This window comes from Vibrio sp. M260121, from assembly GCF_036533715.1.
GTDB lineage: Bacteria > Pseudomonadota > Gammaproteobacteria > Enterobacterales > Vibrionaceae > Vibrio.
Genome location: NZ_JATABF010000003.1, coordinates 37,191 through 63,062, shown reverse-complemented (window position 1 = coordinate 63,062; position 25,872 = coordinate 37,191). Strand labels below are relative to the sequence as shown.

At 47.2% G+C, this 25,872-nt stretch carries 26 protein-coding genes; 16 read left to right on the top strand and 10 right to left on the bottom strand.

The annotated features are described in order from the left end of the window. Nucleotides 1-503: 503 nt before the first annotated feature. Together ulaG and ulaR are read right to left on the bottom strand one after the other, a co-directional pair. Nucleotides 504-1,571 carry an L-ascorbate 6-phosphate lactonase gene (ulaG, locus tag QTO06_RS02990; RefSeq protein ID WP_005448892.1) on the bottom strand — a complete coding sequence of 356 codons (1,068 nt, stop codon included), beginning with the start codon at nt 1,569-1,571 and terminating at the stop codon, nt 504-506. Between the two features lie 124 nt (nt 1,572-1,695). Continuing rightward, nucleotides 1,696-2,451: an HTH-type transcriptional regulator UlaR gene (gene ulaR, locus QTO06_RS02985; protein WP_005448893.1), complete on the bottom strand. Its 756-nt coding sequence runs from the start codon at nt 2,449-2,451 to the stop codon at nt 1,696-1,698. A 385-nt stretch (nt 2,452-2,836) separates the two neighbouring features. Between ulaR and QTO06_RS02980 the strand changes: the two genes are divergently transcribed. The 8 genes from QTO06_RS02980 (at nt 2,837) to QTO06_RS02945 (ending at nt 9,897) form a co-directional block, all read left to right on the top strand. Continuing rightward, the gene (locus QTO06_RS02980) at nt 2,837-4,597 is read left to right on the top strand and encodes a PTS ascorbate-specific subunit IIBC (protein ID WP_005434683.1); all 1,761 of its coding nucleotides are present in this window, start codon (nt 2,837-2,839) and stop codon (nt 4,595-4,597) included. Between the two features lie 122 nt (nt 4,598-4,719). Continuing rightward, a complete protein-coding gene (locus QTO06_RS02975) occupies nt 4,720-5,196 on the top strand; it encodes a PTS sugar transporter subunit IIA (protein ID WP_009702554.1) in 477 nt (158 codons plus the stop codon). Between the two features lie 9 nt (nt 5,197-5,205). Beyond that, complete coding sequence (locus tag QTO06_RS02970; protein WP_331406827.1) at nt 5,206-5,898, top strand: L-ribulose-5-phosphate 4-epimerase; 693 nt, start codon at nt 5,206-5,208, stop codon at nt 5,896-5,898. A 4-nt stretch (nt 5,899-5,902) separates the two neighbouring features. Next, nucleotides 5,903-6,724, top strand: coding sequence for a Cof-type HAD-IIB family hydrolase (locus QTO06_RS02965; RefSeq protein ID WP_005434688.1), 822 nt, complete (start codon nt 5,903-5,905; stop codon nt 6,722-6,724). A 5-nt stretch (nt 6,725-6,729) separates the two neighbouring features. Then, complete coding sequence (locus QTO06_RS02960; RefSeq protein WP_005434690.1) at nt 6,730-7,377, top strand: 3-keto-L-gulonate-6-phosphate decarboxylase UlaD; 648 nt, start codon at nt 6,730-6,732, stop codon at nt 7,375-7,377. Nucleotides 7,378-7,385: 8 nt separating this feature from the next. Continuing rightward, nucleotides 7,386-8,267: an L-ribulose-5-phosphate 3-epimerase gene (locus QTO06_RS02955; protein ID WP_331406826.1), complete on the top strand. Its 882-nt coding sequence runs from the start codon at nt 7,386-7,388 to the stop codon at nt 8,265-8,267. 183 nt (nt 8,268-8,450) lie between these two features. Beyond that, on the top strand, nt 8,451-8,879 hold the full coding sequence (locus QTO06_RS02950; RefSeq protein ID WP_005434695.1) for a hypothetical protein: 429 nt from the start codon (nt 8,451-8,453) through the stop codon (nt 8,877-8,879). A 151-nt stretch (nt 8,880-9,030) separates the two neighbouring features. Then, a complete protein-coding gene (locus QTO06_RS02945; RefSeq protein WP_331406825.1) occupies nt 9,031-9,897 on the top strand; it encodes a glycerol kinase in 867 nt (288 codons plus the stop codon). Nucleotides 9,898-10,015: 118 nt separating this feature from the next. Here the strand turns inward: QTO06_RS02945 and nagB are convergent, their stop codons facing one another. Further along, on the bottom strand, nt 10,016-10,816 hold the full coding sequence (nagB, locus tag QTO06_RS02940; RefSeq protein ID WP_005448902.1) for a glucosamine-6-phosphate deaminase: 801 nt from the start codon (nt 10,814-10,816) through the stop codon (nt 10,016-10,018). Between the two features lie 375 nt (nt 10,817-11,191). Here nagB and QTO06_RS02935 point away from each other — a divergent pair, with 375 nt between their 5' ends. Next, nucleotides 11,192-11,443 (top strand): DUF3081 domain-containing protein, encoded by a 252-nt coding sequence (locus tag QTO06_RS02935; protein ID WP_009706732.1) that lies wholly within the window; start codon nt 11,192-11,194, stop codon nt 11,441-11,443. A 146-nt stretch (nt 11,444-11,589) separates the two neighbouring features. On the opposite strand, the gene QTO06_RS02930 is transcribed toward QTO06_RS02935, so the two are convergent. Beyond that, the gene (locus QTO06_RS02930; RefSeq protein WP_009696586.1) at nt 11,590-11,943 is read right to left on the bottom strand and encodes a DUF413 domain-containing protein; all 354 of its coding nucleotides are present in this window, start codon (nt 11,941-11,943) and stop codon (nt 11,590-11,592) included. 148 nt (nt 11,944-12,091) lie between these two features. Between QTO06_RS02930 and QTO06_RS02925 the strand changes: the two genes are divergently transcribed. Then, on the top strand, nt 12,092-12,985 hold the full coding sequence (locus tag QTO06_RS02925; RefSeq protein WP_009696587.1) for a LysR family transcriptional regulator: 894 nt from the start codon (nt 12,092-12,094) through the stop codon (nt 12,983-12,985). A gap of 159 nt (nt 12,986-13,144) precedes the next feature. Here QTO06_RS02925 and QTO06_RS02920 read toward each other — a convergent pair whose 3' ends face one another. Then, nucleotides 13,145-13,588, bottom strand: a complete 444-nt coding sequence (locus QTO06_RS02920; protein WP_005448907.1) for a DoxX family protein — start codon at nt 13,586-13,588, stop codon at nt 13,145-13,147. A 348-nt stretch (nt 13,589-13,936) separates the two neighbouring features. Continuing rightward, nucleotides 13,937-14,140: a hypothetical protein gene (locus QTO06_RS02915; protein WP_005448910.1), complete on the bottom strand. Its 204-nt coding sequence runs from the start codon at nt 14,138-14,140 to the stop codon at nt 13,937-13,939. A 203-nt stretch (nt 14,141-14,343) separates the two neighbouring features. Between QTO06_RS02915 and QTO06_RS02910 the strand changes: the two genes are divergently transcribed. From QTO06_RS02910 to QTO06_RS02900, 3 genes are all read left to right on the top strand, one after another. After that, complete coding sequence (locus QTO06_RS02910) at nt 14,344-15,711, top strand: DNA-3-methyladenine glycosylase 2 family protein (protein WP_331406824.1); 1,368 nt, start codon at nt 14,344-14,346, stop codon at nt 15,709-15,711. Then, the gene (locus tag QTO06_RS02905; protein ID WP_005448914.1) at nt 15,708-16,190 is read left to right on the top strand and encodes a methylated-DNA--[protein]-cysteine S-methyltransferase; all 483 of its coding nucleotides are present in this window, start codon (nt 15,708-15,710) and stop codon (nt 16,188-16,190) included. Before QTO06_RS02910 ends, QTO06_RS02905 begins: the two co-directional genes overlap by 4 nt. A gap of 108 nt (nt 16,191-16,298) precedes the next feature. Then, nucleotides 16,299-17,120, top strand: a complete 822-nt coding sequence (locus QTO06_RS02900; protein WP_331406823.1) for a hypothetical protein — start codon at nt 16,299-16,301, stop codon at nt 17,118-17,120. Between the two features lie 82 nt (nt 17,121-17,202). On the opposite strand, the gene QTO06_RS02895 is transcribed toward QTO06_RS02900, so the two are convergent. Then, nucleotides 17,203-17,811 (bottom strand): YitT family protein, encoded by a 609-nt coding sequence (locus QTO06_RS02895; RefSeq protein WP_331406822.1) that lies wholly within the window; start codon nt 17,809-17,811, stop codon nt 17,203-17,205. 218 nt (nt 17,812-18,029) lie between these two features. Here QTO06_RS02895 and QTO06_RS02890 point away from each other — a divergent pair, with 218 nt between their 5' ends. Continuing rightward, nucleotides 18,030-18,425 (top strand): GFA family protein, encoded by a 396-nt coding sequence (locus QTO06_RS02890; RefSeq protein WP_331406821.1) that lies wholly within the window; start codon nt 18,030-18,032, stop codon nt 18,423-18,425. Nucleotides 18,426-18,451: 26 nt separating this feature from the next. Here the strand turns inward: QTO06_RS02890 and nhaD are convergent, their stop codons facing one another. After that, on the bottom strand, nt 18,452-19,882 hold the full coding sequence (gene nhaD, locus QTO06_RS02885) for a sodium:proton antiporter NhaD (protein ID WP_331406820.1): 1,431 nt from the start codon (nt 19,880-19,882) through the stop codon (nt 18,452-18,454). Between the two features lie 420 nt (nt 19,883-20,302). Further along, nucleotides 20,303-21,328 (bottom strand): acyltransferase, encoded by a 1,026-nt coding sequence (locus QTO06_RS02880; protein ID WP_331406819.1) that lies wholly within the window; start codon nt 21,326-21,328, stop codon nt 20,303-20,305. Between the two features lie 253 nt (nt 21,329-21,581). On the opposite strand from QTO06_RS02880, the gene QTO06_RS02875 reads away from it, so the two are divergent. Together QTO06_RS02875 and QTO06_RS02870 are read left to right on the top strand one after the other, a co-directional pair. Beyond that, a complete protein-coding gene (locus QTO06_RS02875) occupies nt 21,582-22,172 on the top strand; it encodes a TetR/AcrR family transcriptional regulator (protein WP_009706743.1) in 591 nt (196 codons plus the stop codon). A gap of 122 nt (nt 22,173-22,294) precedes the next feature. After that, nucleotides 22,295-23,149: an alpha/beta fold hydrolase gene (locus tag QTO06_RS02870; RefSeq protein ID WP_199453065.1), complete on the top strand. Its 855-nt coding sequence runs from the start codon at nt 22,295-22,297 to the stop codon at nt 23,147-23,149. Between the two features lie 120 nt (nt 23,150-23,269). On the opposite strand, the gene QTO06_RS02865 is transcribed toward QTO06_RS02870, so the two are convergent. After that, nucleotides 23,270-25,810, bottom strand: coding sequence for a glycosyl hydrolase family 18 protein (locus QTO06_RS02865; protein WP_331406818.1), 2,541 nt, complete (start codon nt 25,808-25,810; stop codon nt 23,270-23,272). Between the last annotated feature and the right edge of the window lie 62 nt (nt 25,811-25,872).

Genomic DNA, 25,872 nt, shown 5'->3' with positions numbered 1-25,872 from the left:
AACGAAAAAAAGGACTCTTAGTGAGTCCTTTTTGATATTAAAAATAAGAGCATACATCAAGTGGAACTCAAGTGCCTGATGGGTACTCCATCCTTGGAGATTTGACACTTAAGCGACATCGAACGCAGTCACACATTGCACTCGGATGTACTAACCGAAACCAATTTAACATTGGACTTGTAAGCAGTACATCAAATGATTTTTGTCGATTAAAGATGCCTAAGTAGTTCAATTTTAAGTGGTTTTTCTTCTAGGCTTTAGGCGGATATTGTCGATATTGAGCGTAAGTTAGAGTGAAGTTGGCATTTATTAGAATGCTTGTAGATGTGCACTAGCGTCTAGGTTTTTTGAGAGCGTTAGCCTCTCTTAAAGCTCTCTTACTTATTAGATAGCGAATGTTAATCGTCGCAGAAAATGCGCTCTGTATAATCTGCGGTTTCTGCAATAAAAAAGGACTCAATTGAGAGCCCTTTTGGTTTTCGCTGTCTGACGTTGCGACGGAATTACAAGAACGCTTTGTATGGCAGTTCTGGTTCGTTTTTGAAGATGTCGCTAAAGCCACGGAAGTGTTGGTAGTGCATGCGACCTTTATCGGTTGGGAAGGTGTATTTGCCCCCAACTTGCCAGAAGAACGGTGCGAACTTGTATTGCAGACGGTCTTTTTTCATGTTCCACAACACTTCGATTTCGCGTGGGTCGTTTTGGAAGTTCGCCCAAATATCGTGGTGGAATGGCATCACGACATCACAATTCAATGATTCTGCTGCGCGTAGGATGTCAGAAGACGTCATCTTGTCTGTCACGCCGCGTGGGTTTTCACCGAATGACAACAGTGCCACGTCAATTTGGTATTCGTTGCCGTGTGCAGCGTAGTAGTTCGAGTAGTGCGAGTCACCAGAGTGGTAAACCGAGCCGCCTGAAGTTTCAATCAGGTAGTTCACCGCGCGTTTGTCCATGCCGTCGAGGATTTCTTTATCGTAAGATGAAGTGCCCTCTGGCAGCGTGACAAGTGCAGTACGGTCGAATGAATCCAGTACGCGGATCTTCATGTCGCCGACTTCAAGCACATCGCCCACTTTTGCGACAACACAACGCTCTTCTGGCACGCCCCAGCCCATCCATAAATCGACACAAGCTTGTGGACCGATGAACTTCACGTGGTCACCACAGTTTTGCAGTACCGCCGCCGCAACGTTCACGTCGATATGGTCAGCATGGTCATGGGATGCCATCACAGCGTCGATTTCTTTGATAGCAAATGGGTCAAGCGGGAAGATAGCAGTACGTAGGTTTGGTTGCAGCGCTTCGACACCGCCCATACGCATCATTTGGTGCTGGTTCTTCATGAAGGCATTCTTTTGCGTCTTTTTGCCCGTACCACACCAAAAGTCGATAGAGATGTTGGTGTTGCCCTCACTCTTCAACCAGATACCTGTACAACCTAGCCACCACATCGAGAATGTATTTGGTTCTACAACCGTATTTTCGATCTCTTCATTCAACCAGGTACCCCACTCAGGGAATGTATTTAGGATCCAAGATTCACGAGTGATTTCATTTACTTTACTCATAGCAACACCTTTTTGTTTCACAATTTTTATTAAATTTGGGATGTAGGGAGCCGAGCGCCTTAATTTGTGGTTAAGGCACTGAGCTGAATTATTTTTATTTATTCGAGAAAGAGGCTAGGGCGCGTTAGACCAGAATGACCTGTGTCCCTTTTGCTTCTATCGCTTTGATGACCTCTGGGTTGGCGTTTTTGCCTGTGATCAGAATGTCGATTTTCTCGGTAGGACAGAACAACATACCCGTTCTGTGACCCACTTTGGAGCTGTCTACCACGACGACGAGCTTGTCGATTTGCTCAAGCATTTGCTGCTCAGCCACCGCGGTTAACATGTCAGCCTTGTAGAGTCCGGCTTCGGTTAATCCTTTACCCGAGGTGAACATCCAATTGCCTGCGTAACTGCCAAGCGAGTTGGGCGCCGGATTTAAGAACAGTTTTTGTGAACGGTTGTATTGACCGCCAATGATGATCACATCGTCATGGTCTTCATTGATCAGGTAGCTTGCCAATGGGAAGTAGTTGGTGACGATCTGCACGTCTTGCCCACATAGCTTCTGCCCAAGTAGGAAAGCGGTCGAACCGCAGTTGATGACCACGCTGTCGCCAGGCTGACAAAGCTCAGCGGCTTGCATCGCAATCAAGGATTTTTCTTCGTAATGCTCAGTGCTGTTGATGTTCAGCGGTGACCATTTTTTCTTTTCTGCTTCGACGCGTTCTGCGCCGTTGCGTACTTTGCGCAGTTTGCCTAGCTCATCCAGCTTAGAGATATCACGGCGAGCCGTCGCTGGAGAGACGTTAAAGCTCTCAATAATGTGTGAGACGTTAATCGTCTGATTTTCTTCTAATAAAGACAGAATGCCATTGTGTCTTTGTACTTCATTCATACCATCACCCTATTTGATTCAAATTCACCGAAATGTGTATCTAGTGATTATTTGGTGATTACTTGTGATTTGTTTTGATTCTATTAATCACGCTCTTGATTGTCAAATTCAAGACTGATGAAAATCTGAACCTCATCACAAGGATTTATAAGTTGTTGTATTTATTGGTAATTTAATTTTTGTGTGTGATCCGCTTACCATTTGTAGGGTTTTTTGGAGGGCAAAATTGATAAATATCAAAATAATCACAAATGAGCATTGCGTGATTACTTTTGATTGTTAGAGTTTATTTCGTGAGCAAAAACTGAGTAGATTCTACGACATCAGATGGAATCACTCTGACCTACATACGATTACAAATAAAAAACACTCTAGGGGTAAAGATATGGAGTTCTTGTACGACATCTTCTATATTTTTTACAGCCAAGTTATGACCAAAGCCCCACTACTACTGGGTTTGGTAACATGCATTGGCTATTGGTTGCTGAGAAGAGACGCCACCACCATCATTAAAGGTTCCATCAAAACGATCGTGGGTTTCATGCTGGTTCAAGTGGGTGCGGGCACCCTAGTTGCTGGCTTCAAACCTGTGATTTCTAAACTTTCTGAATACCACGGGCTAACTGGCTCAGTCATTGACCCTTACACCTCCATGATGTCCACCATGGAAGCGATGGGCGATAACTACTCTTGGGTAGGTTACGCCGTTCTATTGGCATTAGGTATCAACATCCTCTTGGTACTGTTCCGCCGCTACACGGGTATCCGCACCATCATGCTGACTGGTCACATCATGTTCCAGCAAGCGGGCCTGATCGCCGTGTTCTACTTTGTGCTTGGCGCAAGCATGTGGGAAACCATCATTTACTCTGCGGTGTTAATGGCGTTGTACTGGGGTATCTCCTCCAACATCATGTTCAAGCCAACTGAAGAAGTCACCGGCGGGGCGGGTTTCTCTATTGGTCACCAACAACAGGTCGCGTCTTGGATTGCAACAAAAGTAGCGCCAAAACTGGGTGATAAGAACGACAGCGTTGACCACCTAGAACTGCCTAAATGGCTACACATCTTCCACGACAGCATCGCAGCAACGGCGATCGTGATGACGGTGTTCTTCGGCATCATTCTGCTTTCATTCGGTCTTGATAACCTTCAAGAAATGGCGGGCACCACACACTGGACTATCTACATCCTAGAAACGGGTCTGAAATTCGCTGTTGCGATTCAGGTGATTGTTGCCGGTGTACGTATGTTCGTTGCTGAGCTGTCTGAAGCGTTCAAAGGCATCTCTGAGCGCGTGATTCCAAATGCGGTATTGGCGATTGACTGTGCAGCTATCTACGCATTCTCTCCTAACGCAATGGTATTTGGTTTCATGTGGGGTGCGCTGGGTCAGTTCGCGGCAGTACTGGCGATGTTGGCATTCGATGCACCAATCATGATCATCCCTGGCTTCATTCCAATGTTCTTCTCTAACGCGACCATCGGCGTATTTGCTAACCACTTCGGTGGCTGGAAAGCGGTGATGAAGATCTGTTTCGTGATGGGCATCATCGAGGTGCTAGGTTCTGCTTGGGCTATCCACCTATTTAGCCAGCACGGTACAGAGTTCAACGGTTGGATGGGCATGGCGGACTGGGCGCTTGTATTCCCACCAATCATGCAAGGTCTGTCTGCATCGAAAATGTTCTTCTTCGTTCTTGTTGGTCTGTCTCTGGTTTACATGTTCTTCGCTTCTCGCAAGCTACGTGCTGAAGAAGACGCGCAAGGCACAGTAGAAATCAGTGAAGAGCCAGAAGTGATTGAAGCGGTAGAGCAAGCAATCAAAGCGAGCGACGGTCTGCGCCCAGTAAGCATCCTAGCAGTATGTGGTAACGGTCAAGGTTCATCGATGATGATGAAAATGAAGATCGGCAAATACCTAGAGAAGAAAGGCATTCCTCACGTGATGGACTCATGCGCAGTGTCGGACTACAAGTCGAAGCTTGCGAGCACGGACATCATCGTATCGTCGAAGCACCTGTCTGCGGAGATGGAGCCAGGCGAAGGCAAGTTTGTACTCGGGGTGCAAAACATGCTTAACCCTAACTCCTTCGGAGACGAGCTACTCGACATCATCAATAAAAACTTTGTACCAGCAAAATAAAACAGCATGACCAAATACTTCTCTCAATGAAGAGATAAGAAACCAATAACAAACAGCGGATAACAACAGTGGTGCCGGGCTTCAAAAGCCAAAGTCACGGCACCCAAACTGGAGATAGAACAATGGGATTAAAACAATCACTGATCGACAACAACTCAATCAAACTGCAAGCAAAAGCGTCTAACTGGCGTGAAGCCATTAAGATTGGTACGGACATGTTGATTGCCTCTGGAGCGATTCAGCCTTCCTACCACGACGCCATCATCAGCAGCGTGGAAGAGTTGGGTCCTTACATCTGCATCGCGCCTAACTTGGCACTGCCACATGCACGCCCAGAAAACGGCGTAATTCGTACTGCCTTCGCACTGGTTACGTTAGAAGAGCCAATCTACTTTGAAGGCGAAGATGAGCCAGTTGATGTGTTGATCACGCTAGCGGGCAGCTCTTCAGACGAGCACATGGAAGGTCTGATGGAAGTGACCCAAGTGTTGGATGATGAAGACAGCGAAACGGGCGTGGATTTAGACAAACTTCGTCGTTGCCGCAGCAAAACCGATGTATTCAACGTGATTGATGAAGCTTTGGCTGTCACCGCCTAAGGAGAAATCATGTACAGCGAACTGAAACAACGTGTGCTCGAAGCCAACCTCAAACTGCCGAAATACGGCTTAGTGACCTTCACTTGGGGCAACGTGTCTGAGATTGACCGCGAGCGCGGCGTGATTGCGATTAAACCGTCGGGAGTGGAATACGATGGTATGCGCGCTGAGCACATTGTGGTGGTCGATTTAGACGGCAATGTGGTGGAAGGCAACATGAATCCATCCAGCGATACCGCGACCCACATTGAGATCTACCAAGCGTTTCCACAAGTGGGCGGCGTGGTGCATACCCACTCACGCAGTGCAACGATTTGGGCGCAAGCAGGGATCGATATTCCGGCGCTGGGCACGACTCATGCCGACTACTTCTACGGCGATATTCCGTGTACTCGTAAGCTCTCACAACGTGAAATTGCCGAAGAGTACGAGAAGAACACCGGCTTAGTGATCGTGGAAGAGTTTCGTCAACGCCGCATCGACTCAATGGCAGTACCAAGCGTGATTGTGGCAGGGCATGCGCCTTTCTCTTGGGGAACCAACGCTGACGATGCCGTGCACAACGCGGTGGTATTGGAAGAGATTTCTGCCATGGCATTAGCAACGCGTTCACTCAACAGCGGCATCAAGATCCAGCCTGAGCTTTCAGACAAACACTACCTGCGTAAGCACGGTGAAAACGCCTACTACGGGCAGAGGTAACGACATGTACAAAGTGCTTGCTTTAGATTTAGACGGAACCGTCCTCACCGATGACCACAGCATTCACCCTGAGGTGAAAAAAGCGATTCAAGAAGCGCAGCAGAAGTGTCACGTGGTGATTGTCACCGGACGCCATCACACCGCGGCACGCCCGTATTACGATGAGTTGGGGCTTACCACGCCTATCATCTGCTGCAACGGCACTTATGTTTATGACTACCACAATGACCGAGTGCTCAAGCACAACTCCATCGATAAGGAAGATGCGCTGACGTTCATCGCCTTGGCGAAGGAGTTTCAGGTCAAGATGGTGATGTACGTAACCGATGCTATGACGTACTCAAACTACAACCCAATTCATTACATGGAAGCGCTGGAAAAGTGGGCGAAAACCGCGCCTGAGCATCTTCAACCGAAGATCTACAAAATCGACTCGTTCAGCGAAGAAGTGCGCAATACCGAGTTTGTGTGGAAATTCGTGGTGGAAGGTTTACCAAGCTCGGTAGAGCGCTTGATTGAAAACCCATGGGTGAAAGAGAAATTCAACGGCGAGCGCTCGTGGTCGAATCGCATCGACTTCGCAGCAAAAGGCAACAGCAAAGGCTTAAGACTGGCGGAATACGTTTCTGAGCTGGGTTATCACCCGAATCATGTCATTGCCGTGGGCGATAACCACAATGATATTTCCATGCTCCGTTACGCCGGATTAGGCGTTGCCATGAATAACGCAGACGAGACGGTACGTTCAAGCGCCCGTTTGGTGTGCGAAACCGATAACAATAACGACGGCTTAGCTCGTCTGATACGTGAAAAAATTCAAGGATAAGCATCATGACCAAACCAATGATTCAAATCGCTCTAGACCAAACTAACCTAACTGACGCCGTGGCGGTTGCAAGCAATGTACACAGCTATGTTGATGTGATTGAAGTGGGCACTATCTTAGCGTTCGCTGAAGGGATGAATGCGGTCTCAACACTGCGTAAGAACCACCCGGACCATATTCTTGTGTGCGACATGAAGACCACTGATGGCGGCGCGATTTTGTCTCGCATGGCGTTTGAAGCTGGCGCTGACTGGATTACGGTTTCAGCCGCAGCGCATATTGCGACCATCGAAGCGTGTAAGAAAGTCGCGGATGAGTTTAGCGGCGAAATCCAAATCGAAATCTACGGCAACTGGACGATGGAAGATGCGCAAGCGTGGGTGGATCTTGGCATCACTCAAGCGATTTACCACCGTTCTCGCGATGCAGAGTTAGCAGGGATTGGTTGGACAGACGCTGACATCAGCAAGATGCGTCAACTCTCTGAGCTAGGTATCGAGCTCTCTATTACGGGCGGCATCGTGCCAGAAGACATCTACCTGTTCGAAGGTATCAAAGCGAAAACCTTTATCGCAGGTCGTGCATTGGCGGGCGACAAAGGACAAGAGACCGCAGAAGCATTGAAAGCGCAAATCGACCGTTACTGGAACTAGGGGGCGACATGTATCAGAACCTACAACGTCATCGTGTTGGCTTGTATGAGAAAGCGTTGCCGAACGAGTTGAGCTGGGAAGAAAAGCTCAGCGTGACCAAAGAGTTGGGCTTCGACTTTCTTGAGCTCTCGGTTGACGAATCAGACGAGCGCCGCAGCCGCTTAGATTGGGACGACGAGACGATTTACGCCCTGCGTCACCAGTGCGAACGCTATGGTTTGCCACTGCAGTCGATGTGTTTGAGCGCGCACCGCAAGTTCCCGTTTGGCTCGGCTGATCCGAAGATCCGAGAGCAAGCTGTGCTGCACATGGAAAAGGCGATCGCATTGGCGTACAAACTTGGCGTCCGTACCATTCAATTAGCTGGCTACGATGTGTATTACGAGCCAGCAAACCGTGCCACGCATTTGCGCTTTATTGAAGGTATGAAGGAAGCGGCGAAACTGGCAGAGCGCGCAGGTGTGATGCTTGCTGTTGAAATCATGGACACCGATTACCTTAACTCATTGAGTAAGTTTGAGGTGCTCAATCGCGAAGTGAATTCGCCGTATTTCACTGCTTATCCAGACGTAGGCAACATCTCGGGTTGGAACTATGACGTGTGCACCGAACTGAAATTGAGTAAGCCACACATTACCCAAATCCACCTTAAAGACACGTATCGCGTGACGCCAGAGTACAAAGGTCAGTTTCGCGATCTGGTGATTGGCGATGGTGAAGTGAACTTCGATGCCATCTTCCGCACACTCAAAGAGACAGACTGCGTCGTGCCACTGGTGATTGAGATGTGGGCGCAAGATGAACATTGGCGTGCGCACATTCAAACCGCTCAACAGCGCTTAAATCAAGCGTGTGATCATGCGGAATTACCTAGGTTGTTTGCCGCATAATTCTTTCTGGGTCGTATAGACACTTACATGCTCCGGTGCTCGTTATTGGGCACCGTTTTCCCATCGTGGGAACGTGCAGTTTTTAACCCTCGTGAAAACTGCACTCTTTCGTTTCATTGGTTGACTTACCATCAGGGTTGGCGCAAAGTTGCGCTTTGTCGTTATGAAACCCCGTTAATCTGAATGAAATTACTCCATCTGCAACTTTTCTGGTACGAAAAACATCACACCCTATTGGAGATGGAAGACCTGCCAATTCTCACCCCAGCGCAAGAGCAAGAACTGCGTGAGTGGGCGAAAACACGCCGTAAAATCCTCAGCTACGAAGTGCATCAACAGCCTTGGGTAAAAGTGAACGTCGACGGTTTCTCATCGATTTTAGAGCTCAAACCAAATGGCACGTTGGTGGAAAAAGACTTGTTCAGTGAGCGCGGTTTACAGGGCTTATGGAAGGTCAGCGACGGCTTCTTGTTTATCAAAGTCATCAGCGGTGAATTCATCGTCGAATACCAAATTGTTGGTCACACCGAAAACAATGTGCACAGTGGTATCGAGTACATCAACGGCAAAATCAGTACCTATAGCAAGTTTGCCAAACTCGCGAATAATTAAGCCGATTCAATTCGATGTAGAGAAAGGAGCCAAAGTGCTCCTTTTTTGTTGTGGATAGAAAATCCCAACTATTCTTACTTCAAGCAGTGAAATCAATGCGTTAATATCCAAGTCATTACCTTATTTCAAACAGTAGCAGGAGGCATGAATCGTGTCTGAAAAAATATCGACGTCGGCGCTGGCAAAAATGCGTCAGATAGAAGCTAAGCTGCTGTTTGCGGATCTCAAACGCGCTGGTTACATTGTTCGCCAAGACGAGAAATGGATTTTGACCGAAGAGGGCGCCAAATTTGGTGGTGAGTATGTCGATCACCCTAAATTTGGGCAGTTCATCGTATGGCCGACCAACTTGCACATCGAGCTTGCCGCAACATCTGGCAAAACTTACAGCGCAACCCAGTTGGGTGAGAAGCTTAAGCTCAATGCCAAGCGCATGAACCAGCTGTTAAGTGAATTAGGTTGGATCAGTAAATCCGAAGAAGGTTGGAGCTTAACCGAAGCCGGAATCCGCGCTGGTGGGCAGCAGAGAACCGATAAAGAGTCGCAGAATACCTTTGTGGTGTGGCACGACGTAGTGCTACGTAACAAGCGTCTCAAGCAGTCTGTGATTGAGTTTTTAGGTCAAGATGCCGAGTCCCATTCGACAGATAAGTCGTTTTCTAGTTTTCGCCAGAAGTTTGAAGCTAAGCACCGCACTTTAGACGGGCATTATGTTCGTTCTAAAGGAGAACTGCTGATCGATAACTGGCTGTATTTGGCAGGAGTAGTGCACGCTTATGAGCGTCAACTGCCGATCGACCAAGATGTGACAAGCGATTTCTACCTACCAGGCGGCAAAGTCTATCTTCAGTTTTGGGGTAGCGACACCGGTGAGATGTTAGAAGCGGAGCGAGAGAAGATTCGTGCTGTGTACGAGCAACATAGCTTTAACCTTATTGAGGTCGAACCGAGAGAGTTAGATAAACTCGATGAGGTATTGCCAAAACGTCTGCGCCAGTTTGGTATTCAAGCTTATTAGACGTACCGCTAGCGGTTGTTTAAATTCCCAAACCTTTCAGTCTCTAAAAACGAAAAAACCCGTGATAACTCACGGGTTTTGTGTATTCAGCGTTTATCTTTGGTTGTTACCCGAAGGATTAGAAACCTTTGATGTTTTCCGCTTCTAGCTCAGAGAAGTACTTAACAGTCTTCACTTTAAGCTCTTGTTGTGAAGGCTCATCACAAACGATCACTGCTTTAGGGTGTAGTTGAAGTGCAGAAACCGTCCATAGGTGGTTTACGCTGCCTTCTACTGCTGCTTGTAGAGCAAGTGCTTTGTTGTGACCAGTTACTAGGATCATCACTTCTTCAGCGTCTAGTAGCGTGCCAACACCGATAGTTAGTGCGTACTTAGGAACTTGGTTGATGTCGCCATCGAAGAAACGAGAGTTCGCGATACGAGTGTCTTCAGTTAGTGTCTTGATGCGAGTGCGAGAAGACAGAGAAGATGCTGGCTCGTTAAATGCGATGTGACCGTCGTTACCTACGCCGCCCATGAATAGGTTGATCTTGCCGTAAGACTTGATTTTGTCTTCGTAACGTTGGCATTCCGCTTCGTGATCTTCCGCGTTACCGTTAAGAAGGTTGATGTTCGCTTCTTGGATGTTTACGTGGTTGAAGAAGTTGTTGTACATGAATGAACGGTATGATTCTGGGTGATCCGCAGGGATACCGATGTACTCGTCCATGTTGAAAGTCACAACGTGTTCGAAGCTCACTTCACCAGCTTGGTAAAGTTCGATCAATGCTTTGTAAGTTGCTAGAGGAGTGCCACCAGTAGGTAGACCCAGAACGAACGGACGCTCAGCAGTTGGTTTGAAGTCGTTGATGCGCTTAGCGATGTGTGCTGCTGCCCACTTGCCTACTTGTGCTGCTTGAGCTAACGGGATAAGTCTCATTTTGTGCCCCTAGTTATTGGAATTTAAGATGTCCTGAAACATTAATTCGCATTATAAAATAAGTAATGACGATCTGCTATTGTTTTAGGTCAAAATTTTGCTTTTTCTTTAACCAATGTTGCTTTTCTCAACAGTTTTCACGTTTGCTTGTTGCGATTACCCTCTTATATAGAGTGCGTTAGACTAGTTGATTAGCGTTTAAAATTTATGACTGAAAAAAAGTTTTTTGGCTGAATGAGCGAGCCAAATTGAACCGAGTTGCGTAGGAGAAAGGGAAGAAAAATGCCGAAGTTATGATCTCACGCAATCTATGGTGTGGCACGGCGTTTCTTCCTTAACCATACTTAAAGTGTGTTTATTGCTGAGGGAATCGCAATGAAAAACGACTTAGACGCAACCAAAGTGCTGCAAGCATACGAATGTGTGATGAACAACGGCACGCCTACCGAGTTTGGCAAGATGTATGAAGGGGTAGAAGCCTTTTCTGATTACGACGGCTATAACGTGTTTCTGAGAGGCAATGGCGTGGAGCTCAAAGTGGGTTTCCACAACACCTATCAGTTGGAGTATGACCAAGAGCATCTTAAAGACAGCTTCTTGAAGAAGGTCGCCATGCTGGCGAAGTGAGTGCTCGCCGGATAAATAGGTTTACTAAAAAATGAAAAAGCCCTTTGGTGAAACACCTCTGGGCTTTTGGAAAAGAAAAATTTTTGCAACTCCACAGAATGAAACACTCTGGGGATTAACCAAGCATTAAGGCTTGGCAGAGTCGGTTAATCGTCTTCTGCTAGGCTCTCTTCTGCGTAGTCATCTGTCGCCTCTGGTTTGTTACGACCATTTAGCGTGTGGAAGCGTTTGCGACCACGAGCTAATTGTGTGTATTTTAACCAAGTGCGCTCGATCTTAGTTTTCGCTTTGCCTGGGTTTTCCAGAACTTTTACGAAGTGTTTCTCTTCGCTGTTCTCAGGTGTCAACTCGCCTGACTCTAGGCCAAGCATAGTATCCCCATAAATTGTTAGGATTTCCTCTTCCGAAAGAGTAAAATCGCCAGACTTTGCAAAGCCGCGTGGGAATTTTACGTTGTCGTAAAAACGTTTTTTGCCATGACGAAATTCAGTGTCAGACATATCAACAGCCTCTGTAACCGTTATTGATGAATGTGATGAATTACGGCGAAAATTAGGCGCAAAGCTAACAAAAGAAAAACAAAACTTTTTTGTCGTCAAAATTTTAATTAGTTGTTAATCTGGTTTTATATTGACCAGGAGATGGTTTATGGATGTAAAGGTCTTTCGAACATTTTTAGAGCTGGCAAAGGTTCGTCACTTCGGACGAGCTGCTGAGAACTTGTACATTACTCAAGCCGCTGTGAGCGCACGCATCAAACAACTCGAAAGTTATTTCGATACGCAGTTGTTTATTCGTGATCGAAATAACATAAAGTTGACCTCCGCAGGTGAACGTTTAATAGGCTATGCCGAGGTGATGGTGACCACCTTGCAGCAAGCCAAACTCGAATTATCCCTCGAAGATGGCAAAGCGTTGCAGCTCACCATGGGTGGTACGCCGAACATTTGGGATGCTTACCTGCAAAACTGTTTGAGTGTCGTAACAGACTCGTTTGGTGGTTACGGTTTTATGGCGGAAGTCATGGGACGTGAGATGCTAAGCCGCAGCCTGCTTGAGCGCACACTCGATATGGCTTTCGCCTTCGATCAAATCAAAGCGGATGAGCTTAACTGCAAAAAAGTGGCTGACGTGGTGTTGGTGCTTGTGTCTACCGAACAAGATTCTCTTGATACGGTGTTTAACAAGAAATACGTTTACGTTGATTGGGGTACGCGCTTCGCTTCAGAACACGCGGAACGTCACCCGAAAATCCCAGCGCCTTACCTTCGCACTTCTACCGCTCGTATCGCGTTAGACTTCGTTTTAGAGAAAGGTGGCAGTGCATACCTACCAGCGTCTCTGGTAGAGCCGTTTATTGCAAGTGGGCAGCTCCACAAGGTGTCTGGCGTAGAAGATTGGTACCGTCCTATCTATTTGAGCTATCGCAAAGCCAGCACGTCTGTAGAAGCGATTAAGCAGGTTGAAGAAATCGTAAAAGAGATTGACCCGTTAACGGCGTACAGTTTGCAGCAAATTGCGGACATTCCTGCAGACGAGTAATTTCTGCTTTTGCGATCCAGTGCAAAATTAAACGAAAACCCCTTGGTGTGATGCCAAGGGGTTTTTTGTATGGGTTTCGGGAAATGCCGATATGTTTATAAATAAATCGCCTTCTTGAAGCGAGAGTTGTGGCACTGTGAAGGTCGTTTTTGCTCCCGTTTACGCCAGTTTTTGACGAAGTGTTTCATCCAATGCGGCTTTGCCTGCGCCAGAGAAAGCGAGAGAAACGCTTGCTGCCAGCAGTGCTAGACCAAACTCGTAACCGTTATTCGACATAAACAAACCGTTTTCAAAGTGAACCGAGAAAATGGCGATCACCATGGTGAATGCTAAAGCCACGGCTGCTGGGCGAGTAAGTAGACCAAGCAAGATGAACAAGCCGCCAAAAAACTCTGCACTGCCAGCTAAAAATGCCATCAGCATGCCTGGACCTAAACCAATCGATGCCATCCATTGACCTGTACCTTCAAGACCATAACCGCCAAACCAGCCAAAAAGTTTTTGGGCGCCGTGCGCCATAAAGATGATGCCAACGGGAATGCGAAGTGCGAGTGCGCTGTAACCTGCATTTGAAGTAGTGATTTTCTGTAGTAGTGCTTTCATGACTTTATCCTTTCTCGAATTTTTCTGATGAGGAGTGCTGACTCCCTTACTGTTGAAACCAGTGTAGGTAGGAGGAGAGAAAGAAAAAATTGGGGCAATTTGATGTTCTCGTTCGATAAATTCGATGGAACGTTTTTTTGTTTTTAAATACATTAACTTAAAATGTTAAAAGTATTTGTTTTTAGTGCTCATACGTGCTGGATTTGATCAAGGAATTGGTAAAATTTTGAATGACATTCTTTACTTTTGTTGGTCTTTTGGAAGGGCGCCTGTGTACTACGGGCAAAAAAAAGAACACAGGGGGCTGTGCTCTTTTGCTTTTACGATTAACAAGGGAGAAAGGAGTTTTTATAGATTCATTAAGCTTTCAAGCGAGTCTTCCACACTACTGTAGTGATAAGTGCGAATATTCACACCATCAGTCGCATTGATTTGAATTTCTGAAATCTCGTTATCAGAGTCACGTTCGATAATCCCTATCGAGTGCTCGACTGATTTACTGGTAATAACCTTGTGATTTCTAAGTACAATCACGCACGTATGTAAGTCCATGCCAATTCCCTTTAGCCGACGTTGTTGTGTTGTTCTGATCTAACTTTAGTGCACAAATTTACTAATGCCAAAATTTCTCAATATTGAGTTCCGAAAATGGCTAATCTACAGTAACTCCTCGTTCTACAATGAAGTTATACCGATCGAGTGGCGAGCAAGTTGCCCACTCGTTAAACACCCACTGTGTACGCAAGGACAGCACTATGCTCATCCACCCACACACATCGTTGACCTTCGAACAATGTCAAAAAGCACGCATGGCACGTGACAGCCGTTTTGATGGGCGCTTTTACATTGCGGTGAAAACGACAGGGATCTTTTGTCGCCCGATCTGCCCAGCCAATTTGCCCAAAGAGGAAAACGTCGAGTACTTCACTGACAAGACGCAAGCTTTGAAGGCAGGTTATCGTCCGTGTTTGCGTTGTCGCCCGGATAGTGCGCCAGGATCATGGGCTTGGAAAGGGGTTGAAACCACATTCCAACGTGCGATCAAAATGATCGATCAAGGTGAGTTACATCATCAGTCCCTTGCAGATCTCTCCGATCGTCTTGGGATCTCGGATCGTTACTTGCGCATGCTGTTCGAGCAATATTTGGGGATGTCACCTAAGCAATATGCGCAGTATCAGCAATTGATGTTTGCCAAGCAGCTTCTGCATTCGAGTTCGATGTCAGTCACCGAAGTCGGTTTTGCCGCGGGTTTTAACAGCACTCGACGCTTCAATGATGCGTTCCAAAAGATCCTTCAGCTAACGCCTTCTCAAGTGCGCAGAAAGGAGTTTGATGGCGTAGGGACGAATCGAATCGTGCTCCCTTATCGCGGCGCTTTGCACTGGCAACACATGCTCGATTTTTATCGTCTGCGTGCGATTGAGGGAATGGAAGAAGTTACACAAGACGCATACCAGCGCAATGTTTTACTCGATGATTGCCATGCGCGATTCAAGGTCACTCAAGGGGAGGGTTACCTTGAGATGGAGTTTGAGATTGAAGACGTCACGAAATTGCAGAATTTGGTGTCTGGTGTACGTCGCATGTTCGACCTTGATGCGGATATTTGCACGGTGGAGCAGCACCTTAATTACATCGCGCCAGGGTTGGTGAAAACCCAAGGGATTCGCATTCCGGGCGTCTGGAGTGCGTGGGAAGCCGGTGTACGCGCTGTGTTGGGGCAGCAAGTGTCGGTCAAAGCGGCTATCGGACAACTTAATTTGTTGGTAGAAACGCTCAGTAACGATCAGCAAGCGCGCCACTTTCCAACGCCAGAAGCCATTGCGAATGCCGATGTTAGCTTCTTGCGTATGCCGCAAAGCCGTAAAGACACACTCGTGCGATTTGCTCAGTACATGCAGCAAAACCCAGAAGCCGATCCGGAGCAATGGCTGGAATTAAAGGGCATTGGTCCGTGGACGGTGAGTTATGCGCAACTGCGTGGCCAATCTCAGCCCGATTGTTTTTTAGATAAAGACTTGGTGGTGAAGAAAGCCATGCCAAACTATCCGTCATTGAATGCTCATACTGCGTCGCCTTGGGGCAGTTACGCGACTTTTCACTTATGGAATCAATCATGAAATCACTTTATACGGTAATGCCAAGTCCGTTAGGCGCTGTGACCATTCAAGCTAACGATCAAGGTTTGCTGGGAATTTGGTTTGAAACGTGTACCACCAAACCAGACGAGTTGGGTGAGCGTGATGATCAACATGCAGTGCTCAGCCAGACTGTTACTCAATTGGAAGAATACTTTGCTGGGCTGCGTAACAAATTCGACTTGCCCCTTGCAGCGACAGGTACGGCTTTCCAAACTCAAGTTTGGGATGCGCTAACGACTATTCCTTACGGTGAGACATGGAGCTACCAAGATCTGGCAAATGCCATCGGTAATCCCAAAGCGGTACGTGCGGTGGGGCTGGCGAATGGTAAAAATCCGATTTCGATTGTGGTGCCATGCCATCGTGTGATCGGCAAAAGTGGCAAGCTTACGGGCTATGCAGGCGGGGTAGAGCGAAAGCAACGATTACTCGCATTGGAAAAGGGCACGCCACTTTAAGTGAGACCATTCTCAGAATCCGGCAAGGTTTATCTTATTTGGCTAAATTTTGTGTAGGGTTGTTGTGCTAATAAACAATCCAGAGCAATGAAAAAGGATAATAAGGATATGTCTTTCAATACGGATTTTGATGCATTCATAACCCAAAGCTGGCAGCAACATGAAGCGCAGCCACAACAAACATACAATCAATTAGAACAAGCGCTTAGCGAGGTGGAAGACACTAACCATGCTGAGCGCATCTTACCCTTGATGTTGCACACTTCAATCGGTCATCTGCACGACCCAAGCCAGTTTCTCTCCAGTTTAGATAAGCTCGAAAATGGCGTAGTGACTCAGTGTCTAGCGCGTCAGAGAGCCAAAGCCGTTGCACAGTACTTCGTTGATCAAAATACAGACCCGATTACGGATCTAGATGATGTCGATCAGCGTCGCGTGTTTGCTCAAATTGCTAACGAGCTGTCAGCAATGAATGAACTAGAGCAAGCGAGCACGTGGTTAGCAAAAGCAGCCAACGGTATAGATTCAGATCAAGCTGCCGAGCCTTTAGCGCGTTCAATTGCCATTACGGGTAACAACCTTGCCTGCCAATATGAAGAGCTTGAAACACGCTCTGAAGCGCAAGCAGAACACATGCTAGAGGCCGCGACACTGGCGCTTGAATACTGGAAAGTTGCTGGTGGTTGGATACAAGAAGAGCGCGCAGAATATCGCTTAGCTATGAGCCTACTCAAAGCTGGTAAGCCACTCAAAGCCAAAGTGCACGCTGAACGCTGTGAGGCAATCTGTCGACAAAATGGTGAAGACGCTTTTGAGCTTTTCTACGCTCATGATTTGCTGATGCTGGTGCACTATCACTTAAGCCAAGCGAGCAAGCAAAAACTGATGGCAGATGATCAGAAATACTGTGAAAGTTCGCCATTGGTGTAATGTTTTAATTAATGAATTAGAACAAATAAAAGCCCCGAGTTAATGGCTCGGGGCTTTGTTTTTTCATCGTGACTCTGTGCTATTACGCAGCTTGTGGCTTGGGCTGATAACGCCCAGGTTTGTGGTTCATGGCCAAGATTAAGTTGGTCGCCACGGCGCCAAGTACAGAAAGGGCAATCAAGTAAACATCGACGATAAACAGCGACATCACAACGATGGTGCAGTCGAGCGCCATTTGTACTTTACCCGCACGAATACCAAAGCGTTCCTGAAGGTAAAGCGCCATGATGTTAAAGCCACCTAAACTCATTTTATGGCGGAAAATCACCAGCATCCCCATACCAATCAAGCCGCCACCGAGCAGTGCGGCATAAACGGGTTCAATACGAGAAATTTCAATCACATGGTGCAGGTGGTCTACCGCAAAAGAAACGATCGAAACCGCAATAAAAGTGTTGATGGTAAAACGCCAACCCATGCGCATCACAGACAAAATGTAGAAAGGCAGGTTCAATGCAAAGAACACCTGACCAAAACTGAAGTCACTGATCTTAGTGAGGAAGATTGCTAAACCCGCTGTTCCGCCAGTGAGCAATCCCACTTTGTTGAAGAAGATAACCCCAAGTGACACCAACGCACTACCGAGCGTCAGAGCCAAGAGGTTCTCTCTAAGGCTATGATCTTTATCCATAAAAGTATTTTCCTTGGTTTTAAAACCGTTTTAACTGCGAGCGCGCAACCAAAACGGACGCGGTTAGCAAAACGCCAACCAAATAGTGATAAATCGCTGAATAAAATGTCGTGAAAAGTGATGGATGTCGAGTTTTTGACCTAGGTTGCGCGGATGTTAACTGTTTAACAGACTTTACACATTAAGCTAGGCAAACACGGAAGGAGCGAGGAAATGTCATGATTAAACAAGTAGGTAGTACGATAATTCAGCCTTTGCATAAGCTTTCTTGTCACTGCGGAAAAGTGCAAATTGAACTGTCATTACCAAATGGAATCGAGAAGCCTAGACGTTGTGATTGTTCCATGTGCCGACGTCGTGGCGCGATTGTGGCATCGGTGCCTTTGAATGGGATTCGCATCATCCAAGGTGAGGATACGCTCAGGCTGTACCAGTTTAATACCAACACGGCTAAGCACTTCTTCTGTGGTGAATGTGGTATCTATACCCACCATCAGCGCCGCTCTAACCCAAGCGAATACGGTTATAACGTTGGCTGTTTAGAAGGCGTAAATCCTTATGAGCTAGTAGAGATAGAGGTGATGGATGGCGTGAACCACCCATCAGACCAATAAAGATACGTAGCGTGGATTGAGGCAGTTTAAGTAAACAAGCTGCCATTCATCCAGAGGTGCGCGGCAATACTCGCTGCGTAACCCAGAGCAATCACCGGTGCCCATTTGAGGTGTCCAAAGAAGGTGTATTGTCCCCTCGCAGCGCCCATGAGAGCCACACCCGCGGCAGAACCAATCGATAGTAAGCTACCACCAACGCCGGCGGTTAGTGTCACCAATAACCAGTTACCCATCGACATACTTGGCTCCATGGTCAATACCGCAAACATCACTGGGATGTTATCGACGATGGCGGACAGTATTCCCACCATGATGTTTGCCCAAATTGGATTCCACTCGGTGTACATCACGTTCGAAACCAGACCAAGGTAGCCCAGCAAGCTCAAGCCGCCAACACACATGACCACGCCGTAGAAGAACAGAAGGGTGTCCCACTCGGCGCGAGACACACGGTGGAAGACATCAAATGGCACGACAGAACCTAAGCGCTTGAGCGCGTAATCGTCCCCATTGGCAATCGCCATCGCCGCTTTTTTGGCAAGGGAGTGTTTGAGCGTTTTACGCAAGAAATAACCGAAAAATTGCAGGTAAGCGAGGCCCATCATCATCCCCACCACTGGCGGGAAGTGTAAAACGGCGTGGAAGGAAACTGCAGTCGCAATGGTCAGGATAAACAAACCAACAATGCGTCTTGCGCCGCGTTTGAGCTCAATGTGTTCGTGTACCGTATCTGGCTTAGTGTTTGGTACAAATAACGACATGATGAATGCAGGGATGACGTAGTTTATCAGCGAAGGCACAAACAGCGGCATAAACTCAGCAAAGCTGACGTGCCCTGCTTGCCAAACCATCAGAGTGGTAATATCGCCGAATGGGCTGAATGCGCCGCCAGCATTCGCAGCAATGACGATGTTGATACAGGCTAGGTTCACAAACCTTGGATTGTCTCCAGAAACTTTCATCACCACTGCGCACATCAATAATGCCGTGGTCAAGTTATCGGCAATGGGAGAAATCACAAACGCTAGGCTACCTGTGAGCCAAAATAGCTTCTTGAAGTCAAAGCCTTTACCGACCATCCACGCCTGCAAAGCATCAAACAATCTGCGCTCTTCCATCGCATTGATGTAAGTCATCGCCACCAGTAGGAACAATAAAAGTTCGGCGTATTCCAGAAGGTTGTGTTCCAGAGCGGCTTTAGCGACGTCAGCTTGGTTGTGTTGGCTAAAGGTGTAACCAATCAAAATCCAGATTAATCCCGCGGCGAGCAGCACAGGCTTGGATTTTCGCATGTGTAGGTATTCTTCCAACATCACCAGAATGTAGGCAATGGTGAAGAAAATCAGCGCGGCATAACCGACGGTCGAATTGACGAGATTAAGATCACTGGTCGCAGCTGCAAAGGTGGAGCTAGAAAATATCAAACAGCAAAACGCGACAATTGGATAGATTGGCATAGACATTTCTCCTTGTCTGACTGGAGAAATTTTAGCCACATATTAATAGGTTAAGTGTGAGTAAGCTCGAATTAACGGTAGGAGTTTTGAATTGATGTAGCTTGCGCCACTACTTTCTGAGTGACGCAATGCTCGCCGCGCCAAATAGGATTACTGCAGCGTATAAACCATAAGTTAGCCAATGGCTAATTTCTAAAAAAGGAACGAGTCCTTGACCTGCCCACATACCGCCTCCGTTTAATGAGCATTTTGTTGATGTAAGACAAATCTAAATTAAATGAACAATGTTTTTTGTGAGTGAAAGCAAATTACAAAGTATTAGAAATGATAATTTTGATGAGTGAGAGAGAGCTCTCATTTTTATAAAGTCTGCACTAGCCAAAAAGTGGTAGTGCAGACCATACATAGTGCTGAATGGATTTAGCGCAGTAATAATTTTTTCAGTGGTGTTGCTTCAATGCCTTTCACAAGCAACAAGGTCACCAAAATGGTTGCTGGGTAAATGAAGGCGTCTTTCGCCAAGTTTTCTAACCCCAACATGCCAGCGACGTTCATCATCATGATGATCACCAAAAGGTGGCTGACGTAGATACCTAAAATACTCGGAGACCACTTAAACACCCACGGCATATTGCCGAAGTTTGGATGGGCAAGAAGCCACATGAATACACCTAAAGACCAGATCACAGTGCCGAACAAGAAGTCGTGTGAATTAAAGGCGATCTCGTAGTTCATCAAGTAATAGGCTTCGGCAAAGTGCAGCGCCATACCGATCAAAATCAAGCGAATGGTGTTATTGCGAGACCATTGCCACTGGTGTTGTCGCGCTAAGTAACCAAGCACCACTAACAAAGTACTGAAGAATGGACCATTACGAGTGAAGAATGGGGCTGGTAGCTCAGTAAGCGTGATGTAGCTGCCTGCGAACACTCCGTAGATGTATAGCAATACCGCTGTTGGTAGCAGCAACTGCGCCATTCCAATACGAACCAGAAACGCAATGATGGCCACAGCAATGATCAGGGCAGGGATAAACCACAAATGTACCAAACCACCTTCCAACAGTGAGTTAATCGGGTTCGACATTAGGTAGCCCCAATAGCCTTGTCTCTCGGCAAGATAACCCGCCTCTGCAACCACTGGCCAACGGAAAGGTATCAAGAGACAAATCGCGCTCCAAACCAACCATATTTTAAGCAAAGGCTTGGTGTAGTTTTTGAGTGTCTCCACTGGATTCGTGCTGAGCTTTGGTTGGATAAGATAGCCGGAGATGAGGAAAAACAGCGGCACGGCAAAGCGAGCCAATTGGTTGAGCATGTACCCAACCCAAGGCACCTCATCCCATTGCCAATAGGTGAGAGCCATCTGACAGTGAAGCCCTACGATCGCAAACATCGCGATGATGCGGGCAAATTCTAAACTGGCAATTTTCTTTGTGGTTGCCATAAGTGCTTACCTAAAAAGTGAAAAATCGCTGCGAAATTAGCAGGTAACGGCTCAGTTCTCGCGGTAAAAAATCAACTCATGTGCAATTGACGGCAACCTGTTTTCGAAATTCAGACCCATCTCAAATTTCGAAAATTCATATTCATAAGATTACTCAATGTATTGCGATCGAGAGTGTGCGGGTGGCTATAAGATGGTTTGACCAGTAAATTGGTGATTTGCAAAAAAGTACGACCGTGCTAAAACTGTATTTATGAAAAAAGGAAAAGTAACCAAAGAGCTGATACTGCAGCGTGCATTCCAACTAGCGAGTGAAAACGGGTTGGAGAGCCTCACTATTGGTGAGCTTGCAAAGCAGTGTGGTATGTCGAAAAGCGGCCTATTTGCTCACTTCAATTCCAAGCTGAACTTACAACTGTCGGTGTTGGAGTTTGCCAACCAAGTGTTTGCCGAGCGTGTAATTGCGCCCGCGCGTGAGTTGGGTGATAGCAACATCGAGCGTAAAGTTCGTGGGTTGTTGGATGCTTGGATGACGTGGAACCACTCTTTTCAAGGCAGTTGCATGTTCCTCGATGCTTGGAACGACACCGCAGAAGAAGGATGTGCGTTGCAAGCAGCATTGCGTAAATCAATTGATACTTGGTTGAATTACCTAGAAATTCAAATCAAGAAAGGCAAAGAAAACCAAGAGTTTGTGGCGGACTTAGATACGCGACAAGCGACCTTTGATCTATACGGGCAGTACTTAAGTGCACACGTATTTTACTCGATCAAAGGGGAAGAAGAGAGCCAGAGACTGTTCTGGCAAGGCATCGATAACTTGTTCATTCGATGGAAGCGCTAGCCCCGCGGTAACGGGCATAGTAATAGATTCATAACAAAGGGCGACGGAGAGCGCTCTTTCTTATCAGCTTAAAAAGCACGACCGTTCTATTTTGTGCAAAGCTGATAGCTAAGGAAACGATCATGAGTGAGAAAATTTACTTCAATACTTCGCAGAAATTCAGCGTAAAGCGCAGTTTAATCAACATCAGCACGCGTTTACATCACACACTAGCACCGTCACACGCAAAAAAGACTGCGCGTAAATTACTGCTTACCCCTGCGCGTACGCAGCCAAAAAATGCCGAGCCACAGGGGCTTATCAAAAGTGAAATCCAAGGTCATGCTGGGGCAATTAAAACCTATCAGCTTGGTCGTGGTCCGGTATGGGTGTTGACTCACGGTTGGTCGGGGACAGCGAGTCAGTTCTACCCGTTGATGGAACACATTGCCGCATCAGGTTACACCGCACTCGCATACGATCATCCTGCGCATGGTGAGAGTGATGGTCAGTACGGGCACATCCCTGCGTTTGTTCGTGGCCTAGAGGATGTATTGGATTCGGTGGAAGACGTGGCCGGTTTGGTTGGACACAGCATGGGAACGGCGTCGGCATTAGAGTGCCGTCACAGCAAATTAGAAAACAAGCCTTTGCTATTGATTGCGCCAGTATTGAATTACGTTGAAAACCTGTTTGGCAGCATTGCTCGTTCGGGTTATTCAATGAAGCTGTTCAAAGCCGTGGTTTCGGAAGTGGAAGATCAGTTTAACTACCCATTGCAGTCGATTGACCCAGAGAGACGCTTAGCCGAACGTGAAGCGAAAACCATTATTGTTCACGATGAGCAAGACAAGTTCACTAAACACAGCGTATCCGCACAGGCGGCAAGTGAGATTGAGCGAGTGGAGTTGGTGACGACCCAAGGGCAAGGCCATGGACGCGTGATGAAGTGTGATGAGGTATTCCAGAGCTTTGATCGTTTAATTGAAGCAAGCTGATTATTGAAAAGCATTCCCTAGATTCTGATGAAACAACAAAGGACAGCCGAAGCTGTCCTTTTCTTTTATAACCCTATTAAAAGCGAGTGATGTTGAATCACAACGCTTTTTAGCAGTGGCTTAGTTACAGTTAGCTGGACCAACTTCTTTCCAAACACCCCATTCGCCAGATTGGCTAGGATCTTGGCCTTGAGTCCACCATTTCGCTTCCCAAGTCTTACCAGCGTGTGTCACTTGGTCACCGCCAGTGTAAACCGCTGCTGCATCCCAAGCGTTAGTACATGTACCGCCGCCTGTGGTGTGTTTTGCAACAACAACGGTTGCTGTCGCTGTAGATGCCGCTTGACCGTCGCTTACGCTTACAGTGAAGCTTAGGCTAGTGTCTTGTGGGTATTCTGCTGCTGTGAACGTGACTTTTGCACCGTTAACCGTTGCGTTTAGACCTTGAGGTAGCGTCCAATCGAACGTTAGTGTGTCGTTGTCCGCATCGCTTGAAGCCGAAGCGTCAATCACAACCACGTCACCTGCGTTTGCTGTTGCTGGTGCAGAAACCTGTGCAACTGGCGCAGTGTTTGGTGGATCAATCACACCTGCTGGCTTAACCGTTACTACAACAAGATCAGAAGCGGTTGCACCTTCGTTATCAGTAACAGTTAGCTTGAACGTTAGCTGCTCTTCAACGGTCACTTCTGCTACATCGAAGCTTGCTGTCGCTGCGTTCGCGCCAGATAGAGTCACTGCAGTACCAGATACTTGTTCCCAAGCGTAGCTTGCGATTGTGCCATCAGAGTCTGTTGAGTTGCTGCCATCAAGTACAACACTTGCAGGACCTGTTACTGCTTGGTCCGCACCTGCTGCTGCCGTTGGTTTACGGTTTGGTGGAGTAACGACGCCGCCTGCCATACCTTCGTGCATTGCATTAAGGATGTCACCGTTATCTGCGTCAATTTCCCAAGAGAATAGACCCGCTAGACCTAGAGATTTTGCGTAGCTACCTTTTGCCAATACAGAGCGGTGGTCATCAAATGTAATCAGTTCACCAGTCGAGCGGTTCCACACCCAAGGTGCTTCTGCTTGAGCATCGTAGCCATATTCAAAGCCGTTGATACCCGTATTGTTCGCACCTAGCATGAATGACTTAATGCCTTTGTAGTCAATGACACCATCTTCCCAAACACCTTGAGCTGTGCTGCCTTTCAGTTTACCTGTAGCAGTACCTGTCATTGGATCATTTGGATCGGTTAGCGTATCCGGAGTTACACCTTCCCAACCACGACCGTACATTGCTGTACCTAGAACCAGTTTGTTCGCAGGAACGCCTTGCGCTAGTAGTAGTTGGATGCCGTTGTCAGCCGTGTAAGCTGGGCCTTTGTACGGTTCGCCGTTTTCATCAACGCCGCTGCCGTCACACTGACCAGGACGCATAAATGAGCCACAGTAAAGTGCTGTTTGGTGTCCAGGAACGTTGTTCCAACCGCCGTAGAAGTCATATGTCATCGCGAAGATGTAGTCCATGTACTGAACTGCGTCTGCGTAATCCACGTCTTCAATTTTGTCGTAACCTACACCGATTGCTGAAGTTAGCTCGTAAGTACGGCCAGTTTCTGCTTCTAGTTCATCAAGCATTGCACGCAGTTCACGCATCAATGCGATGTATGCTGGGCCATCGTTTACTGGGTCGCCCTTATCCGCTGCAGCGCCGCCGCCACCTGGGAATTCCCAGTCGATGTCCACACCGTCGTAGAACTTCCACGTTTTCAGGAATTTCTTAACTGACGCGACAAACGTGTCACGGTTGGCTTTATCAACGAAATCGAAGAATGGGTCAGACAGTGTCCAACCACCGATAGATGGGATGATTTTTAGATCAGGGTTACGTTGTTTCAACGCCATTAGCATTGCGTAGTTACCCTTGATCGGCGTGCTGTACTCATGGCCTGCTTGCGCGAAGCTCTTTTGGTACGCTGCCCATGGGTCATGGATAACCACTTCGTAGTCGTTCACGCCGCGACACGCTGTTTGCAGTGCGTTGAAGCTGTTACCGCCAACCGATTTCACAGATTCGTTTGGACCACAAATTGGAATGAAGCCGTAAAGGATGTGCGTTAGGTTGTCGACTGGCATGTTGTCGACAGTGTAATCACGGCCGTAGATGCCCCATTCAACAAAGTATGTACCCATCACGACACTTGGGTCTGTGTTGTAGGTTTTGTTGTTCGGGTCAACATTCATGGTTAGAGGTGGTAAGTGAGAACCATCGGTATCTGCGATAGTAATCTCTACAGGTGCACTCTTGGCACAGCCTGTTGCATCACACGCTTCGATTTCCATTTGGTACAAACCACCTTGGCCGTACTCAAACGACGCTGTGGTTTGGCTACCAGTGATAGGGCCAGTTGCAACCTGAACGCCATCGAAATAGATGTTGTAAGTGTCGCCAGATGTGCCGCTCCACTGGTTGAATTTCACATTGATCTTGGCTAGTTCATGGTACTTAACCATGTCGTTGTAGCCAGATGTAGTTTCCATTGCCAACTCAATTTTAGAAAATTGCAGGTTGTTGGAACCGTACATATCGATACTTGGTGCGGTAGGTGCCGCGTTTGCAGCGCCAGATAATGCTAGGGCAACCCCAGCTGCACATAGGTTAAATCGAATCATAACTTCTCTCTCAATCCTTGAATTCATGTTCATTGACGAACATAAGCTGCTCCTGCGACAGA